Here is a 17670-nt window from a genome sequence, read left to right as displayed (position 1 = left end):
AAGCTATTCCTCTTATACGTTTTTATATTTGTTATAAGTTTCTTGGGCATTTAGAAGAAATTTCTCACCCTCTTCTTCAAGCTTTGAATATTCTCTAAAAGAGTATCTATGAGCATCTTTGAAGAATTTTTCACAAAGTACAATTTTCCCTGCAAATACAACAACTCTTCCAAATCCTTCATGACTCATTTCCATTACAACAGAAGCCATCACTCCTGTTATCTTTTCAAATGCCAAAGCAACTGCTTGAAAAATAAGTCTAATATCTTTGATTTGCATTTCATCAATATCATCAATAATAGGAATATTTTTCAAATCCTCTTTTGTTTTAATATATTTTTCAACTAATAACTCTTCATTACTTTTATTTGTCCAAGTTCCAAATTGATCTAAAGCTCTTACTTGACCAATAAGAGTTTGAATAAATAGTTCTTTTGCTTCCATTATGCAGCCTTTTTTTCAATTATTTTTTTAATAAAAGGAGGTGGATTTGTATTTAACATTACAGTTAATTTTTTGATTTCTTCTTCTATTGAAACTGTTTCTTTGTATTTAATAGGAAAAATTCCATTGTTTATGATTTTTGCAGCTGCAATTGCTCCAATATTTGTAAAATAAACAATATCAATACCTTTTAATAACTCAACAGTTAAATCAGTATCTTTTGTATCTATTTTAATAATCTCGCAAACAGTTGTAGCCTCCTTACTAATCTCATAAACAGCAAATTGTTTAGCACTTCCAAAATGTGAATCAATATTTTCTAAATCACTTGTTGCAAAAGCAACTCTTATATTCCCAGCTGTAGAACCGTTTGATTTTATTTTAATACTTTTCATGTTTTATCCTAAAAGTTTATATATATCTGTCTATATGCAATTAGTGTTCCACAAAAAAGAAAAAACTATTTTCCTATTGCAAAAAGATAAAAAATATTATTGGAAGTTTCAAAAAAATCTTTACAGCTATCATCAAAATATGCACCAATTCCACTTGCTGTTAGATTTAAAGTGCTAGTTCTTAAATATAAAATTTGTGAAATAAATCCACTTAAAATATATAAATAAAAATAATTTTTACTTTTAGAAGCAGTAAAAAAAAGAGTAAAAGCACTTTGTCCTGCTAGTTTTTGATTAAGTGCTAGTTTTGTTGCTGTATCTTTAAAATCACCCTCTTTTTGTAGCATTACATTTTTGTAAAGACCTTTTTTCATATTGTTAATATTGTTGTTAATAAAATATATTTCCAAATCATATTTACTAGCAAATTCAAAAATATCTTTTGTAATAAATAAAAAATCTTCTTTGTTTATTGCTTCATTTTTAAAAGCTCGAATTGATCTTCTTTTATTTATAGCTTCTTGAAGAGTATTTTTTTCTAAATCATTTAATAGATTTATATTTGAAATAATAGAAAAATCATCTTTTAAACTATTTTTATAAAACTCTTCAATAAACTCATCTTTTACTTGGTAGTCACAAGCGCATACATTTACTATGGGAGTTCTTAGTTTTTTTACTTCTATGCTCTTATACTCTTCACAAGAAACAGCCACATAAAAGCTCTCAAAGTTATCAAAAGAGAAATCACTATTTAAACTCTCTTTATCAAAATTAAAATCAATGTTAAAAGGTATATTATCAAGCTTTAAAGCAGCAAAAATAGAACCTAATAAATGACCTGTATCTAAAAGAAGATATCTTATTGCTCTTTTTTCATATTTCCAAGAAGATCTAAAATATGCATTTGACAATAGAAATATAAACTTTTTTTGATTTTTTTCTTTAAAATAGTATTCAAGACCATCATTACTTAGTTCATGGATTAAAGTAATTTTATTTTCAAGGGGCATATAGTGATAAATCCCAGATACCAATCCTTTTACACTTCTTAGTTGAATATATACTTCATTTGGATACAAACCTCCAGCACTGGGATTTGCTCTTAGATGAATTGATTCTTTTCCGTAGGTTTTAGTATCTGTGATTTTCCCAATATTACTAAGAAATCCCAACTCTTTATAATCTTCAATATTAAAAGATAAAAAGAAGTGAGGATATTTTTTATAGGCTCTTGGTTGAGTCCTATAATCTATAAAAGTTGAAGCAGTTAAATGTTTTTTTGCATTAATATCTGTTTTATCATGCAGCTTTTGCATTTTTTAATAACTTCACAATTTTTGGAGTAACTGCTAAATCTATTGCTTTAAAACCATCTAAACTCACTAGATTAGTTTCTGCATTATAATTTAAAAGAAGTTCTACAAAATCATCTTTTCCAGCACTTGCACAATACATTAGTGAAGTAACATTATTCACATTTTGTGAATCTATATCAATTCCTGCTTTTACAAGGGCTTCAAAACACTCATAAGAGTTCCCAAAACATGCATTCCATAAAGCAGAATTTCCATCTACATTTTTCACATTTAAATCAACATTTAAAGATATTAATTCATTAACAATAAAAATATTAGCTTCTCTACAGGCTTTCATAATTGCAGAATTTCCATATTTTCCAACACTATTTAAATCATCTTGTGAGTATTCATTTAAACTCAACCACTCTTTTAGTTGCAAAGTCATGTTTAAACTCCCATCCAATTTTCGTGTGTGTGACCCTTTGGTTTGAAGTTTACAACTTCATTTAAAGAAATACTAAATTGTTCAATATTGAAATCATCATCTAAATCTGCTGGAATTTCTTTATATTTTATAACACCCTCTTTATCTATTACAAAAATAGAATTTACAATCATTGAATCATTAATATTTACTCCAAATTTAAGAGAAAAATCTTTAAATTCATTTGATATAAAACCTTTATTTAAAGCGAGATTTTCTACTAAATCTTCTATTTGTTCATCATTGCTTGTTGTTATAATATATGCATAAATATTTCTTTTTGTAGAATTTATTACTTCATGTATTTTGCTTGAATACATGCTTATGTCATTTAAAGTAATCATTACTTGAATAGCAGGTGCCATTAATCCTATTACTTTTACCTCATTATTTGCCATTTTTATTCTAACAGCTGGTGCTTCAGTTTCAATTACTCTATCTTTTTTACCTAAAGTATAGCTAATGTTTTTATATGTAACTTGCATTTTATAAAATTTCCTTGTGTATTATTTGGCAATCTTTATTAATCATTATTAATGATTTGATTAGATTGTTTTGTTCATCTCTTAGATTAAATGTTTTTGCGAATGATTTAAAATCATTTGAAATTAAAGATGCACTTAAAGTATATTTATTTATGATTTTTTCTATATCTTCATGTTTGCTAGATGTAATAACAAAACTTTCAATTTCATTTTTAGAAATATTAATACTCTCTTTTAACTTATCATTAAATTCTAAAATATTTGGAAGAGTTATTATTACTTGACCTTTTAACTTTGGTAAACCTATTAATTTTGTTGATTCATTTAACATCTTGATTGTTGAAAAGGTTACCATTTGAAATGTTGGATTAATGCTCATGACTAGCTCCTAGTTTATGGTGATTTATCAAATTTGCCAATTCAAATAATAAATAAGAACTACCTTCATATAGAAGATCATTTTTAAGTTGATTTCCTAATCCTTCAAAATCAGGAAAACCTCTTAATAACAAGGCTTTTTTATGATTAATAGCAAGTCTTTCTGCATGAAAATTTGATATTACTATATCACTCTCATGCAAGAATGATTCCACATCTTCAAAATCACCAACTAAAAGATTTTCACACTCTATAGAATCTAATAAATCATTTCGATGAGTTGTTACAATTGCTTTAATAGTAGCGCCTGCTTCTATGATTGTGTGAGCAACACTTAAAGCTTGATCAGGTTCAAGTGCAATTACAACTTTTGAGCTTCCAATTGCAAAATGAGTATCAAGAAGAGCATCTTGTAATCTTTTTCTCCATCGTACAATTGAAGGATGTGGTTGAGAGATATTTTTTAAAGAACATAATCGTTTAAAAAACTTATCACTATCTTCTAATCCTCCTAAGCTATCAAAATGAAAAAGATTTATATTTGCATTTTTTTCAAGTATTTTATCTCCACATTTTTGAACACTTTTTCCAATAGTTATAACAAGTGAAGAGTTAGCAAGTTTTTTTATATCTTCAACGCTTATTCCACCACTTGTTAAAGCACCTTGTTTTAATCCTAAGTGACCATCAAGTGATTCGCTAATATCAGGAAGAGAAAATACTTCATAACCAAAAAGTGCAATGGTATCTTTGATTTTTTCTACTTCTATTGGTTTTATATTTACATTTGGAATTATTAAGGCTTTATTGGAATCAAGTTCACTTGAACGCTCAACTAGTTGTTCGATTATAGCTTCAACTGATTTTGCAAAACCACTTTCTATTGATCCTTCAAAATCAGGAGTATTTACATAAACCATTTGTTGAATATCTTTTACTAAAGAACTAGCCCCTTTTATGTCATCACCTTTTGTTTCTGTAAGTCCTGTAGTAAAAAGCCCTACTAAATCAGGTTTTACTTTTGCAGTAATATTTTTAATACTCTCACTAATAGCATAGTCACCACCATCAATAACAGCTGTAATATCATTTACAGCTGTGGTTTGAATAGCAATAGGATCATTAAAATGTCTAGTGAAGAATACTTTTGTAAAAGATGCACATCCTTGAGCACCATGCATTAAAGGCATACAATTTTTAATACCCAAAAAGCAAAGCATAGCTCCCATAGGTTGAGAAAGTTTTATAGGATTTAGTTGTAGGGGTTTTTTACTTATAGCTTCCATAGTATTTCCTAAAGTATTTTAGGAAACTATGCAAGAACTATTCCAAGCTGTTAAGTAATAGTTATTTGAGGATTAAAAATTGGAATTCATATTTAGAATCACTTGAGCCTATTTTTATAATATCTTTGTCCTCTAGGATATAAGATTTATTTGCATTATCTTTTCCTATTTCTTTATCATTTAGTTTTGTACCTAGGGTACTATTTCTATCTTTTATTAAATAAATATCATCTTTTTTTTCTATTTGGAAATGCTCTTTTGATATTTCTAAACTTTCAGTATTATTTACTAAATATATATCATTGTTTGGTTTTGAGACATTATTTAATATTCTTAACTTTACAAATAAACCTCTATCATTTTCAGACATCCTTGATTCTCTACCTACTTTAAATGGAAATTCAAACATAGGCACTAACTTGTTAATTGTTTGCATATCTAAAATACTTTTTTCAGCTTCAGATGTTATTGGTATTAATACCGCATTTGGAAGAAAAGATTTTATTAGTTCACTTCTTGACATAATCATTATATAACTCCACTTTTATTATTTATATATTATACTAAAATAATAAGAGAACATATTACATACAAAGTTGCATAAAGATTATTTTAAATTAACAACAATCATATTCAATATCTTCAAGTAGTTTAATACCTTTTTCAAACTCATATTCATCAAATAAATCTGAGATATAAAAAACATTTGAGCAAATATGATATAAAATATCTTTTTCATTTTCTTTTGCCAAAATCTCATGATAATTTTCTGGAATAAAAGAATCAAATCTCATCTAAAATTTATCTTTTGATTTGGGAATTTGCTCAAACAATTCATACATAGCATCCAACACATTTGCAGCATCTTTGTAACAATCTATATTTTCAAATGATATATATCTATCTCTTACTTGTTCTTCTAATTTCCCCATGGTTCAGGACTCCCTACTACTTTAAATACTTTATTATTAACTGCATTGCATACATCAATTGCTAGATTTACAAGTCCAGCATATGCACCATAGCTTACTTTCTTTTCTTGATTTACATCTACAAATGCTACTTTTTTCTTTATTGCTGTATATAAACTTCTTCCACCTGCAAGAAGAATATCAATATTGTGTTCATCTATTAGTTTTGATTGTTCGCTTGGATCTTCCATTAGTATTTTTACATATTGAGCGCAAATTTCTTTATCTTCTAATGTTGCTTTTTTTACAGAGGTGGCAACCACATCTATTCCAATATCTTGAAGTGCAGATGCTATTGACCAAGTTTTATTTCCACCTGTATTTAAGATAGCTTTTTTACCTTCTAATACTTTTTTATAAGGGATTAAAGCTAGTTCTAATTTTGCTTCTTCTTCTTGTATTAAAACTTCCGCTCTTTCACTTAAATCCTTATCTCCAAAGGCATTTACTATACTTCTTATTGCATTTGAAGTATCTCTTCTTCCATAAAATGAGATAGAAATATATGGTATCTCATACTCTTCTTGCATTTTTCTAGTTAAGCTTATAAGTGATTTTGCACAAACTATTACATTTAATTTTGCCCTATGAGCCATTTGAATATTTTCAATTCTTCCATCACCTGCTAGTGTTGAAATTATTTTTATTCCTATTTTTTCTAAAAGTGGTGTGTATTGCCACATATCTCCCGTTACATTATATTCTCCTATTAAATTTATTCCAAAAGGATGAATAGTTTCAGGCTCTTTTGTTCCAATTAATTGATGTAAAACTGATTCTCCACCAAGTCTTGAACCTAGATTTTTTCCACCTACAAAGCCAGGAGAGTGAATAATAACAATAGGAAGTTTGTGTTTTTCTTGCATTCTTGAGCAAACACTATCCATATCATCTCCAATCATTGCAGTTACACAAGTTTCATATACAAATATACCTTTTGGATTTTTATGTTCTATTATATATTCAATAGATTCTTCAAGTTTTTTATCTCCACCAAAAATTACATCATTTGTATTAACATCTGTTGTATATCCCATTACAGTGTTATTAACTCCTTGATAGGAAGTAAGAGTTTGCCTTGTTTCCCATGAAGCGCCAATACAAGTAGCAGGGGAATGAACCAAATGAATAACATCAGCAAAAGGGAAAAGTGCAATTTGAGCACCTTCAAAGGCACATCCTCCACTTGTTGCTCCTGGTTTTGGCTTATCACATGATGATTTCTTTGTTTTATTATGAGTACATGCACTTTCACTTAATAATTCACGAATTAGTTTTTTATTTACCATGACGAACTCTTTATTTTGGATTTTAAATATAACTTGCAATTTATGTTCCATAAACTTCTATGGAATAGTTTTTGCATTGTATTTTTCATTATAAATTATAGTTCTTAATGAATTTTTTAGGAGTTAAAAATGATAGCAATACCTCTTGCCAAAAATGAATCAACGGTTATTTCAGATTTATATGGTAACTCTCCATATTTTGCATTATTAAATGAAGAAACTGGAACTTTTAAAGTTGTTGAAAATAAGGGTTGTGGTGATGGTATAGAAACTGCAAAGTTTATTTCAGAGCAAAAAGTTGATAGTACAATTTTTTATCATATGGGAGAAGGTGTATATAATTTTTTACATGAAAATGGATTAAAAGTTTATAGTTGTGTTAAGAATTACTTGAGTATTGATGAAATTTATTTACAGTTTTTAGGAAATAGATATAAAGAAGTTACAAAATCAAATTGTTCAGCACTTTTAGATTCAGGAACTACAAGTATCAGTTGTTTTTGTAAAAAAATAAAATAGGTAAAAATTATGAATAAAGATTTGGATTATTATCTTAGTTTGGATTACCCAATAGAGATTTATTCTGGGGAAAATGAAATAGGAGATGCTTATTTGGTGCAATATATTGATTTTGATATAAAAGCATCAAGTGAAGATTATGATGAAGCTATTTTATTAGCTAAAGAGTATCTAAAAGAGTATATTAAAAAGCAACTAGAATTAAATAAACCACTTCCAAATCCAAAAGAAGGAATAAGATTTATGGAACATAGAGCGGCCCTTGAGGCATATAAAAATAAAGATTTTAAAAAAGCACATGATATTTGGCTAGAAGAAGCTAAAAGTAAAAATGATCAGGCAATGGCAAATTTAGGCTTAATGTACTTAAAAGGTGAAGGGGTAGAAAAAGATTATACAAAGGCAAAAGAGTGGTTTGAAAATGCAAGTTCTTATGATAATAATTCTGCAAATTTTAATCTAGCTTTAATGTATCAAACAAAAATTGGTGTTGAAGAGGATATTTCTAAGGCAATTGATTATTATAGACGAGCAGTAAATAAAAATCATATTCAAGCAGCTTTTAGATTGGCTTTGATTTTATTAAAAGATAGAACAAATCTTGATGGTGTTAAAGAAGGATTTTCTTGTATGTTGAAGGCTGCGCTTGGTGGTCATGTTATGGCTACTGTACAATTAACCGGAGTGGATAAACCTTTAATAGAAGATACCCAATTAAATATATCTTTTAGACAAAAAAGTTTTGAAGATCAACTTGAAATTATAAATGATGCCCTTGAAAGATTTATAAGACCTATTTTAAAAAAAGATGGTGGAAATTTACTTTTAATTGATTATGCAAATAGTCCTGAAATAGAGTTAAAACTTGCATATCAAGGTGCTTGTGTTGGCTGTTCTATTGCTTCAACTGGAACCTATGAAATGATTAGAAATACAATTGAGCAAGTAATAGATAAAAAAGTGAGGATTTATGTATTATGAAAATTGCATTTGCTTCAAAGGATAATATTTATGTAAATCAACACTTTGGATGGTGTAAAGAGTTTTATATTTATGAGATAATTGAAGATGATTACAATTTCGTGAAATCTGTTGATTCCTCTTTAGAAATTGATGATGAAATAGAAAAATTAACTTATAAAATAGAGTGTTTAGAAGATAGTGATATTTTATATGTTCAACAAATTGGTCCAAAAGCTTCACGAATGGTTCAATCTTGTAAAATATTTCCAATGCAATCAAGTAGGGAAAATGAAAAGATTGAGGATATTTTAAATCAATTGATAAAAATGAGATCTAATCCTCCAATTTGGATGAGAAGGTTACTTGAAAATGAATCATAATAAACCTATAGAAATTGTAGATAATATTTTTTTTATTGGGGCCTTTGATCCTGATATTAGAACTTTTGATATTATAATGAAAACAGCAAATGGTTCTTCATATAATGCATATTTAATTAAAACCACTGAAGGCGTGATTATTGTAGATACTGTAAAAGTAGAGTTTCAACAAGAATTTTTTTCAAAAATTGAACAACTTTGCTCCTATGATGAGATAAAATATGTATTATGTCACCACTTAGAACCAGATCATGCAGGTGCAATACCTGAATTAATCAAACGTGCTCCTCAAGCAAAAGTTTTAATTTCACCACAAGCAACACCTATGTTAAAAGCAATTACAGATAAAGATGATATTGACTTTGAATCTGTATGGACAAATAAAAGTCTAACTTTGGGTAATAAAACAATTAAGTTTTTAACAACTCCATATTTACACTGGCCTGAAACGATGAGCTCTTATGTGGTAGAAGATTCACTTTTATTTAGTGGAGATGTTTTTGGTAGCCATTATTATGATAAAAGATTATTTGATGATTTAGTTGGTGATTTCTCTTATGCCTTTAAATACTATTATGACCATATAATGAGACCTTTTAAATCTTATGTTTTAAGTGCTTTAAAACTCTATGACAAATTAGATATTTCTATAATTGCCACTTTACATGGACCTATTATTAGAGAAAAACCATATAAATATATTGAACTTTATAGAAAATGGAGTTTAGATAGACCTGATAATATTAGCTCAAATAATAAAATCATCTCTATTTTTTATCTAACTAGCTATAAAAATACACGAGATATGGCAGAAGCTATTTTTGATGGAGCTGAAAGTGTAAAGACAATTAGAGCTAGTCTTTATGACCTAGCTTCCATTGAAGAGCAAAATATGATAAATATTCTTGAAGAGAGTGATGGAATTCTAATAGGAACACCAACAATCAATGCAGATGCACCAAAACCAGTTTGGGATTTACTCTCTTGTATGATGTATTTAGAGAAAAAAGGTAAAACTGGTCACTCCTTTGGATCTTATGGTTGGAGTGGAGAAGCACCAAAAATGATACTTGATAGGATGAAATCGTTACATTTTAGAGTCCCTCCTATGGAATCTATGAAAATAAGACTCATTCCAACCAAGGATGAATTAAAAAACTGCTATAATTTCGGTAGAGAGTTTGCAGAAATTGTAAATGGTAAAATGATTGAAATTGATATGAATTAAAAAATTAATTACCGATGAGTATAAAACTTTTACAGGGGTTTAACTAAAACGGTACTCATCGCTTATTAATTTTTATAGTTCAAGTTTCTTCAAGTACTCAGAAATAGAAGGAATATAATCCTTTCTACAAACCAAACAAGTTGGGATATTCGCTTCTTTTTTATCTAAAACTGTAATCTTTATATCTTTATCATAACCCATTTTTTTAACTATACTCATAGGAAGCAATGTTTTTCCCATTCCTACTTTTACACAGGATAGAATAGTTTCTAAACTTCCAAAAGATAGACTCTTTTCTACATAAATACCTTTTTCTTCATAATAATCTTTTAAAAATTCATCATAAACGCAACCCTCTTTAAAAGTTAGAGTTACATTTGGAACATTTGAGATAGTTGGTTCTAGTATTGCTATTTCCTCTTCTATTTTTCTTAAAACCATTAGTTTATCACTTTTAGGCTCACCACTTATAAATGCAATATCAACTTGGTAATCCAAAATTTGTTCAGTTACACTTTTTGTAGTTCCTGTAAAAAGTTCAAGTTGCATTTGTGGAAAATCTTCATGAAGTTTTATTAAAAAAGGAGAAATTCTAACAACCGCATTACACTCTGTAGAACCTACTTTTAACTGCCCTATTTTCTCTTCATCTTTTAGCGAAAAAATAGCATCTTCCATTTTATGAATTATTTCTATGGCTTTTGGATAAAACCTCTCTCCATGTTCAGTTAAAATCACACCCTTTGGAACTCTGTGAAATAAGTTTAATTCCATTATTTTTTCAAGTTGTTTTATTCTTGAAGTTACATTTGATTGGGCACATTTTAGTTCATTTGAAGCAAGTGAAATACTTTTTTTATTTGCAACACTTACAAAAACTTTTAATAAATTTAAATCCATATCATCTTTCCTTATATCACATATCATTATTGGTTATTTGACACTTGATAACTATTAGTGATATTATAACGTAATTTAATTATAAAATAGGTTTTAGAATGAATAGATTATTTGATAGAAATGACAATTTAAGCATCATAATAGCAGGAATATTTGCAATTATTATAGGCCTTGGAGTTGCTAGATTTGCCTTTACTTCACTAATTCCAAGTATGTTAGTAAATCATTTAGATATTACCTTTGCAGGTATTCTTGCATCATTGAATTTTGCAGGTTACTTAAGTGGATCACTTTTATCTATATTCATAAAAGATATAAATCAAAAGGTGTTTTTATTTAGAATTGGTGTTGTTTTAGCAATATCTTCAACACTAGCATTAGCTTTAAATTCAAATGATACTGTTTGGATTATAGCTCGAATTCTCGCAGGATTTGCAGGTGCTATGACTTTTGTAGTTGGATCTGCTATTGTTATGACAAAATTACAAATGGAAAGCAAAACAAAAGCTATGGGTATCCACTTCTCTGGTATTGGTTTTTCTATTTTAACAACTGATTTAATAAATCGATATGTTTTAAGTTCAGGTGGTTCTTGGCAAGATTCATGGTTAGTTTTATCTATTTTTGCATTTGTATTATCACTTTATTCTGTTTATGTTTTGTCTTTTGATAAAAAAGTAAAACAAAATGTTGTAAAACATGGCTTTGATAAATCAATATTTACTTTTTTTGTTATATTACTTATTATGGTTTATTTCACAGAGGGTGTTGGCTTTGTTGTTCAAGGAACATTTTTACCTGATATTATCAATAAACTTCCTGGACTTGAAGGATTTGGAAATATAACTTGGACAATAGTTGGACTTGCAGGAATTCCTTCTTGTATTATTTGGATGAGATTAGCTCATAAATATGGAAGTGTAAATATTATTATAATTGCATTACTTATTCAAACAGTGGGAATTTTAATACCAACTATGACCAGCAATTTATATTTAAACCTACTAAGTGGTGTGTTTTTTGGAGGAACATTTGTGGGACTTGTTGCTCTTTTTATGAATCTTGGTGGGCAACTTGCAAAATCAAACCCAGTTGTTTTAATGGGAGCTTTGACAACTTCATATGGAATAGGACAAGTTATTGCTCCACTTTATAGTGTATATTTAATTGATAAATTTGGTAATTATGACTATGCATTATATTTAACAGCATTCATCGTTTTTGGCGGAGTTGTTCTACTTTTATTTGCTAAAAAGTTTGAAACACATAAAATATAAATATTTAGCCTAGGCTAAATCACTAAGACTTGAAACTTTATATATAACATCTTTTAGCTCATTTAGTTTTTTTATAACACCATCGTTGCAAGGTTTATCAAGCTTATACCTTGCATCTATGAAATCATAAATATTATCAATATTTCCATAAATTTCTTTTAATAACTCTTTTTTTATCTCTTCTTGAACTTTCATTTTATGATCCTTATTTTATATGAAGTTTCTTATGCATTTTTTATTCCTAGCTTTTGTATGGAACACATTGTGCATAAGTAATTGAAAATATATAAGGAGTTATCTATGAGTTGTTCGTGTACTTCAAGTAGTTCTCAAGAATCAATACAAGAAGAGGTAATGGCAAAGATTAATAATCATCCTTGTTATAGTGAAGGTGCTCACCAACACTATGCAAGAATCCATGTTGCTGTTGCTCCTGCTTGTAATATTCAGTGTAACTATTGTAATAGAAAATATGATTGTTCAAATGAGAGTCGTCCAGGTGTTACTAGTGGTAAATTAAAACCTGAAGAAGCAGTTAAGAAGATTTTATATGTTGGAGGGGAAATTCAACAATTAACAGTTGTTGGAATTGCTGGACCTGGAGATGCATTAGCAAATCCAGAAAAAACTTTTAAAACATTTAAAATGCTTTATGAAAAAGCACCTGATTTAAAAATGTGTTTATCTACAAATGGATTAATGCTACCAAAATATATAGATGAAATAGTTAAATACAATGTAGATCACGTTACAGTTACTATTAATACTGTTGATGAAACAGGAGAAATTGGTTCTCAAATATATCCTTGGGTTCATTGGGAACATAAAAAGATATTTGGTAAAGAAGCTGCAAAACTTCTATTAAGAAGACAACTTGAAGGTATCAAGATGTTAACGGATAGAGGGATTTTAGTAAAAGCAAACTCTGTTTTAATTCCTGGAATAAATGACAAAGATTTACCAAATGTTGCTAAAAAACTAAAAGAATTAGGTGTATTTTTACATAATATTATGCCACTTTTATCAAAAGAAGAGTTTGGAACAAAGTTTGGATTAGCAGGAACTCCAAGTGCAACAGATCAAGAAGTTATGGCAGCTCAAGAAGCATGTGGAATGGATATGAAACTTATGTCTCACTGTAGACAGTGTCGAGCTGATGCTGTTGGATTAATCGGTGAAGATAGAGGGGACGAATTTACAAAAGATAGTTTTGTAAAAATGGACTGGGATTCATTAACTAAAAAATACGATATTGCAGCACGTGCACAAAAACATCAAGTAATTGAAAACTGGAGAGCAGCTCTTGAAGTTGCAAATGAAAAAGTAAAAATTGCACAAGCTAGCAAAGAGCAATTGAGTTCAACAGGTGAGACTAAACTTGTAGCAGTTACAACAGCTGGTGAGGGAACTATTAACTTACACTTTGGTAATGCGAAAGAGTTCTTAATCTATGAAGCTGGTGATAAAGCAATCAAATTTGTAATGCATAGAAAAGTAGAAAATCCATATTGTAAAGGACCTGAGGATTGTGATGGTTCTTATCCAATTGAAGATATTAAAAACACTCTAAAAGATGTGGATTTATTATTAACTGAAAAAATCGGTGGATGCCCAATGGATGAATTAAAATCAATAAACTTGATTTGTGACGATTCTTACGCACTTGAACCAATTGAAAAATCAGTTTTTGCAGCTGTTAAAAAATATTTTTATTCAAATGAAGAGAAATCTGAAAAAGAGTTAGGGTAATCCTTAACTCTTTTTTCAGATTCTTTAATCCAAATTTCTTCAATATCTTTATCTAATTCATTTAAACTTTCAATTATTAAATATTTTTCTTGAAGTTTTAAATTTATAGCTTCTTATATAATTTATGTTACTCCATATTATAGATATATATTTTTTTTCTAAATTCTTTTCTTAAGCTCTCACTTCGGAACACTATTTGCATAAATACTAATATCAAGATTAAAGGTTAGTCTATGTCAATTATTAATGATACAACTTTACGAGATGGTGAACAAACACCATATGTAGCTTTTAACTTAAAAGAGAAGTTACAAATTGCACAACTTTTATATGAGGCTGGTGCCAATGAACTTGAAGTGGGAATTCCTGCCATGGGAAAAAAAGAGCAAGATGATTTAAAAGAGATTCTTGCACTTAATTTACCTATTCAAATAATGAGTTGGAATCGTGCAACTATGGGTGATTTAGAAGCTTCATTAAAGTGTGGATTAAAAGCAGTTGATTTATCTATTCCTGTATCTGATATTTTAATAGATATTAAATTTGGTGGAAATAAAACAAAACTTCTAAAACAATTAGAAGAAGTGATTTTACATGCTAAAAAAGAGAATCTATTTGTTTGCATCGGTGGTGAAGATTCAAGTCGCGCGAACAATGACTTTTTAAAAGAAGTTATGACATTGGGAAAAGAACTTGGTGCAAATAGATTTAGATATTGTGATACAGTGGGTATTTTAACTCCTCATAAAACATATGAGAATATCAAAGATTTAAGTTCTTTAAATCTTTTAGATATAGAAATGCACACACACAATGACTTTGGAATGGCTACTGCAAATGCAATTGCAGGATATGAAGCAGGTGCATTTAGTGCTAATACTACAGTTATTGGTATTGGAGAAAGAGCGGGAAATGCTTCTTTTGAACAGGTATTAATGTCTTTGAGATTACTAGGAAAAGATGTTCAAATAAATTCGAAAGCATTAAAATCACTTATTAAAAAAGTAAGTGCTGCTTCACATAGAAGAATTGGTACAAATTTTCCGATTATTGGTAGAGATATATTTTCCCATGAATCAGGAATTCATGTAAATGGAATGATGAAATCAAATCAAGCTTATGAGCCTTTTACTCCTGATGAAGTTGGATTGAAAAGAACTTTTCCTATTGGAAAACACTCAGGAAGTTCAACTCTGATTTATCATTTAAAAGCTGTTGGAATAGAACCTAATATAAATATTGTACAAAAAATTCTTCCACAAATCAGAGAGATTGTAACTAATAGGAAAAAAGTTTTAAGTACAAACGAATTAAGAGAGTTATACCTATGTTCATTGGATATTTAAAAAACGGTTTTGAAGATTGTTTAGATGAAATAGAAAGAAGTAATACTCTATTTGATTTTGAACTTTTAAAAAAAACATATCATGCTTTTCCGCAGTATTGTTTTGCAGCCTATAAAAACTCAAAAATAGTAGGAGTTATAAGTGCATATGCTTTTGATACACATGTATATATAAATGTATTAAATGTTGTTGATGATGGAAAAGATATTCTAAAAAGATTGGTATCTCTTTTATTAAAAAATATTTCAGGTGAAAATGTTTTGATTTTAATTGAAGAAAAATATTCAAAAGATTTAGAAGAATTATCTTTTCTTACTTATTGTGATATGTATAGATTTATGCATTCAGGACAAGCAGTTGCTTTTAATTTTTCAAATTCAACAGCAAAGCAAGTTAGTGGTGAACATTATGATGAAGTTTCAAGGAAGCTTGATAAGAAAGCTTTTTATTCAAATAGAGAAAGTTATTTAAAACAAGATTGTGTATTTTCAAATTCATTGAAATTATCAACAGATTATGGATTTCTACACTCTTATGTAGTAAATAAAAGATATATAAAAATATCTCCTTGGATTATGGCAAACGAAGCATTTTTGGATGCGGAAAAGCTTTTACGAGGTGTTTTATATTATAGAGGATTAAAAAAAATTTATGGCTTTGCACCTATACAAGAAAAAGAAATAGTAGATCTTTATCAAAGTTATAAGTTTGAAATCAATGGGGATTTTAAACTTATGTATTTGAATGAAAAACCTAATATTAGGCTTGAAAACCTATATGGGATATAAAGGAGTTAAAGATGGTATCACATGAAGAAGAAAAAGAGTTAAAAAAAGAGTTGGCAAAGTATAAAAGAAAAGTAGTTGAGTTAGCGGGTGTTGTTCATGATATTGTTGAAGATACTATTTGGACTGATTATGTGAAATTACCCAAATTAGGTGAAGATATAAACACTGCCATGAAAGAAGTTATTGCGTTTCAAGAGAAACATCCATATCTAAAGTAGTTTATCATGGAAAATTTAAAAGAAAAACAAATTTGCGAATGTGGTGAGGTAACTGTATCACAAGCAATTGAAATATTTAAAAAGACAGATTTGCCATACAAAAAAGCAAAAAAACTAGTAACCGGTTGTAATCAAACATGTTGTAGAAGGCCTTTGATGGCACTTTTTAATATGGTTGATTTTGGTGAAATAGATTATCAAGAAATAGCATTTTTAATTGATGCTAAAAATGATAGATTAAATGATAATGATTAAAAGGGTTTGTCATGAGTGCAGATATTGATAATTTTGTAAAATGGATTAGAGCAAATGGTTTAACACCAATTATGTCAGTTTTTGAAGATGATTTAGAATTATTAACTCATTTAGACTTATCAAAAAGAAATCTAAAAGACTTACCTGAATCAATAAGAGTAATGAAAAATCTAACAGTATTAAAACTATCAAATAATCGAATTAGAAAGTTACCAAAAGCTATTGGAGAGTTAAAAAAATTAAGAAATTTACAATGTGAAAATAATTTGATTGAAGATCTTCCTTCAACAATTGGAAATCTTTCAAATTTGATGATTTTAAACCTAAATGTAAATAGAATAAAGAAGTTACCAAAAGAGTTTTATAATTTAAAATCACTTACTAGGTTGACTATTGCAGCAAATAGAATTGAATATTTAGATGAAGACTTTAAAAATTTATCAAAACTTTTATATCTATCTTTAGAAACCAATGAATTAGATGAACTACCTGATGTTTTTGGTCAAATGCAACAGTTATATTATTTAGACTTATCTTTTAATCATTTAACTGAACTTCCACCTTCTTTATCTAAGATTAAAGAGTTACAAACGTTAATTTTAGAGGGAAATAGTTTAAGAGAATTACCATCTTTAGAATCACATGATATGCTTATTAAACTTGATTTGAGCGATAATTCACTTAAGTCTTTAGATTTTGATATCAGTAAATTAGAAGATTTAAAAATATTGTTTTTAGATAATAATCTTTTGATTGCTTTGCCTTCAGAGATTTGTGATTTAAAAAATCTGACTGATTTATCAGTTAGTTCTAATCATTTGGAATATTTACCTGAGTTAATTGGCAATTTATATAAATTACAAGAGTTAGATGTGGAAGATAATCAACTTGATTCTTTGCCTGATTCTATAGATAATTTAAAAAATTTAAAAAATCTATTTATAGCAAATAATAATGGTTTAAAAAGACCAAGTTCTCTTGCTCTTGATTTTTGTGATGTTAGATAGGAGATTA

General features: G+C 28.2%; 22 protein-coding genes and 1 pseudogene. 11 read left to right on the top strand and 12 right to left on the bottom strand.

The window, feature by feature from the left end; all coding sequences use genetic code 11:
- Positions 1 to 12 precede the first annotated feature (12 nt).
- From ABVS04_RS06765 to ABVS04_RS06720, 10 genes and pseudogenes are all read right to left on the bottom strand, one after another.
- Positions 13 to 444, bottom strand: a complete 432-nt coding sequence (locus ABVS04_RS06765; protein ID WP_368029910.1) for a NifX-associated nitrogen fixation protein — start codon at positions 442 to 444, stop codon at positions 13 to 15.
- Positions 444 to 839: a nitrogen fixation protein NifX gene (gene nifX / locus ABVS04_RS06760; protein WP_368029908.1), complete on the bottom strand. Its 396-nt coding sequence runs from the start codon at positions 837 to 839 to the stop codon at positions 444 to 446. The genes ABVS04_RS06765 and nifX overlap by 1 nt, the downstream gene beginning before the upstream one ends.
- A 65-nt stretch (positions 840 to 904) precedes the next feature.
- A complete protein-coding gene (locus ABVS04_RS06755; RefSeq protein WP_368029907.1) occupies positions 905 to 2158 on the bottom strand; it encodes a SagB family peptide dehydrogenase in 1254 nt (417 codons plus the stop codon).
- Complete coding sequence (locus ABVS04_RS06750) at positions 2142 to 2585, bottom strand: ankyrin repeat domain-containing protein (protein ID WP_368029906.1); 444 nt, start codon at positions 2583 to 2585, stop codon at positions 2142 to 2144. The genes ABVS04_RS06755 and ABVS04_RS06750 overlap by 17 nt, the downstream gene beginning before the upstream one ends.
- A gap of 2 nt (positions 2586 to 2587) precedes the next feature.
- A complete protein-coding gene (locus tag ABVS04_RS06745) occupies positions 2588 to 3109 on the bottom strand; it encodes a hypothetical protein (protein WP_368029905.1) in 522 nt (173 codons plus the stop codon).
- A gap of 1 nt (position 3110) precedes the next feature.
- The gene (locus ABVS04_RS06740) at positions 3111 to 3488 is read right to left on the bottom strand and encodes a hypothetical protein (RefSeq protein ID WP_368029904.1); all 378 of its coding nucleotides are present in this window, start codon (positions 3486 to 3488) and stop codon (positions 3111 to 3113) included.
- Positions 3478 to 4773 (bottom strand): nitrogenase iron-molybdenum cofactor biosynthesis protein NifN, encoded by a 1296-nt coding sequence (nifN, locus tag ABVS04_RS06735; RefSeq protein WP_368029903.1) that lies wholly within the window; start codon positions 4771 to 4773, stop codon positions 3478 to 3480. Before nifN ends, ABVS04_RS06740 begins: the two co-directional genes overlap by 11 nt.
- Before the next feature lie 61 nt (positions 4774 to 4834).
- Positions 4835 to 5302: an FHA domain-containing protein gene (locus tag ABVS04_RS06730; RefSeq protein WP_368029902.1), complete on the bottom strand. Its 468-nt coding sequence runs from the start codon at positions 5300 to 5302 to the stop codon at positions 4835 to 4837.
- Between the two features lie 88 nt (positions 5303 to 5390).
- A pseudogene (gene cowN, locus ABVS04_RS06725) lies at positions 5391 to 5705 on the bottom strand (N(2)-fixation sustaining protein CowN).
- A complete protein-coding gene (locus ABVS04_RS06720; RefSeq protein ID WP_368029901.1) occupies positions 5693 to 7072 on the bottom strand; it encodes a nitrogenase component 1 in 1380 nt (459 codons plus the stop codon). Before ABVS04_RS06720 ends, cowN begins: the two are co-directional and overlap by 13 nt.
- 90 nt (positions 7073 to 7162) lie before the next feature.
- Between ABVS04_RS06720 and ABVS04_RS06715 the strand changes: the two genes are divergently transcribed.
- The 4 genes from ABVS04_RS06715 to ABVS04_RS06700 are packed head-to-tail and all read left to right on the top strand — an operon-like array spanning position 7163 to position 10123.
- Entirely contained in the window at positions 7163 to 7552 is a 390-nt protein-coding gene (locus tag ABVS04_RS06715) for a NifB/NifX family molybdenum-iron cluster-binding protein (protein WP_368029900.1), read from the top strand.
- Positions 7553 to 7561: 9 nt separating this feature from the next.
- Entirely contained in the window at positions 7562 to 8533 is a 972-nt protein-coding gene (locus tag ABVS04_RS06710) for a NifU family protein (RefSeq protein WP_368029899.1), read from the top strand.
- A complete protein-coding gene (locus ABVS04_RS06705; RefSeq protein ID WP_368029898.1) occupies positions 8530 to 8895 on the top strand; it encodes a NifB/NifX family molybdenum-iron cluster-binding protein in 366 nt (121 codons plus the stop codon). Before ABVS04_RS06710 ends, ABVS04_RS06705 begins: the two co-directional genes overlap by 4 nt.
- Positions 8885 to 10123, top strand: a complete 1239-nt coding sequence (locus tag ABVS04_RS06700) for an FprA family A-type flavoprotein (protein ID WP_368029897.1) — start codon at positions 8885 to 8887, stop codon at positions 10121 to 10123. The genes ABVS04_RS06705 and ABVS04_RS06700 overlap by 11 nt, the downstream gene beginning before the upstream one ends.
- 72 nt (positions 10124 to 10195) lie before the next feature.
- Here the strand turns inward: ABVS04_RS06700 and ABVS04_RS06695 are convergent, their stop codons facing one another.
- Positions 10196 to 11023: a LysR family transcriptional regulator gene (locus ABVS04_RS06695; protein ID WP_368029896.1), complete on the bottom strand. Its 828-nt coding sequence runs from the start codon at positions 11021 to 11023 to the stop codon at positions 10196 to 10198.
- A gap of 98 nt (positions 11024 to 11121) precedes the next feature.
- Between ABVS04_RS06695 and ABVS04_RS06690 the strand changes: the two genes are divergently transcribed.
- Positions 11122 to 12300 (top strand): YbfB/YjiJ family MFS transporter, encoded by a 1179-nt coding sequence (locus tag ABVS04_RS06690; RefSeq protein WP_368029895.1) that lies wholly within the window; start codon positions 11122 to 11124, stop codon positions 12298 to 12300.
- A 9-nt stretch (positions 12301 to 12309) separates the two neighbouring features.
- Here the strand turns inward: ABVS04_RS06690 and ABVS04_RS06685 are convergent, their stop codons facing one another.
- Entirely contained in the window at positions 12310 to 12495 is a 186-nt protein-coding gene (locus ABVS04_RS06685) for a hypothetical protein (RefSeq protein WP_368029894.1), read from the bottom strand.
- Between the two features lie 105 nt (positions 12496 to 12600).
- On the opposite strand from ABVS04_RS06685, the gene nifB reads away from it, so the two are divergent.
- The 6 genes from nifB to ABVS04_RS06655 all read left to right on the top strand — a co-directional run bounded on the left by nifB (position 12601) and on the right by ABVS04_RS06655 (position 17663).
- Entirely contained in the window at positions 12601 to 14049 is a 1449-nt protein-coding gene (gene nifB, locus ABVS04_RS06680; protein WP_368029893.1) for a nitrogenase cofactor biosynthesis protein NifB, read from the top strand.
- A 233-nt stretch (positions 14050 to 14282) separates the two neighbouring features.
- Entirely contained in the window at positions 14283 to 15395 is a 1113-nt protein-coding gene (gene nifV / locus ABVS04_RS06675; protein ID WP_368029892.1) for a homocitrate synthase, read from the top strand.
- Positions 15377 to 16183, top strand: coding sequence for a hypothetical protein (locus ABVS04_RS06670; protein WP_368029891.1), 807 nt, complete (start codon positions 15377 to 15379; stop codon positions 16181 to 16183). The genes nifV and ABVS04_RS06670 overlap by 19 nt, the downstream gene beginning before the upstream one ends.
- An 11-nt stretch (positions 16184 to 16194) precedes the next feature.
- Positions 16195 to 16401: a CCE_0567 family metalloprotein gene (locus ABVS04_RS06665; protein WP_368029890.1), complete on the top strand. Its 207-nt coding sequence runs from the start codon at positions 16195 to 16197 to the stop codon at positions 16399 to 16401.
- 6 nt (positions 16402 to 16407) lie between these two features.
- Positions 16408 to 16656: a hypothetical protein gene (locus ABVS04_RS06660; protein ID WP_368029889.1), complete on the top strand. Its 249-nt coding sequence runs from the start codon at positions 16408 to 16410 to the stop codon at positions 16654 to 16656.
- Positions 16657 to 16667: 11 nt separating this feature from the next.
- Positions 16668 to 17663 carry a leucine-rich repeat domain-containing protein gene (locus ABVS04_RS06655; protein ID WP_368029888.1) on the top strand — a complete coding sequence of 332 codons (996 nt, stop codon included), beginning with the start codon at positions 16668 to 16670 and terminating at the stop codon, positions 17661 to 17663.
- Positions 17664 to 17670: the final 7 nt, after the last annotated feature.

This window comes from Arcobacter sp. s6 (assembly GCF_040884245.1).
Taxonomy (GTDB): domain Bacteria; phylum Campylobacterota; class Campylobacteria; order Campylobacterales; family Arcobacteraceae; genus Aliarcobacter.
Note: the sequence above shows the minus strand (reverse complement) of the source record. Positions and strands in the feature narration are given on the sequence as shown.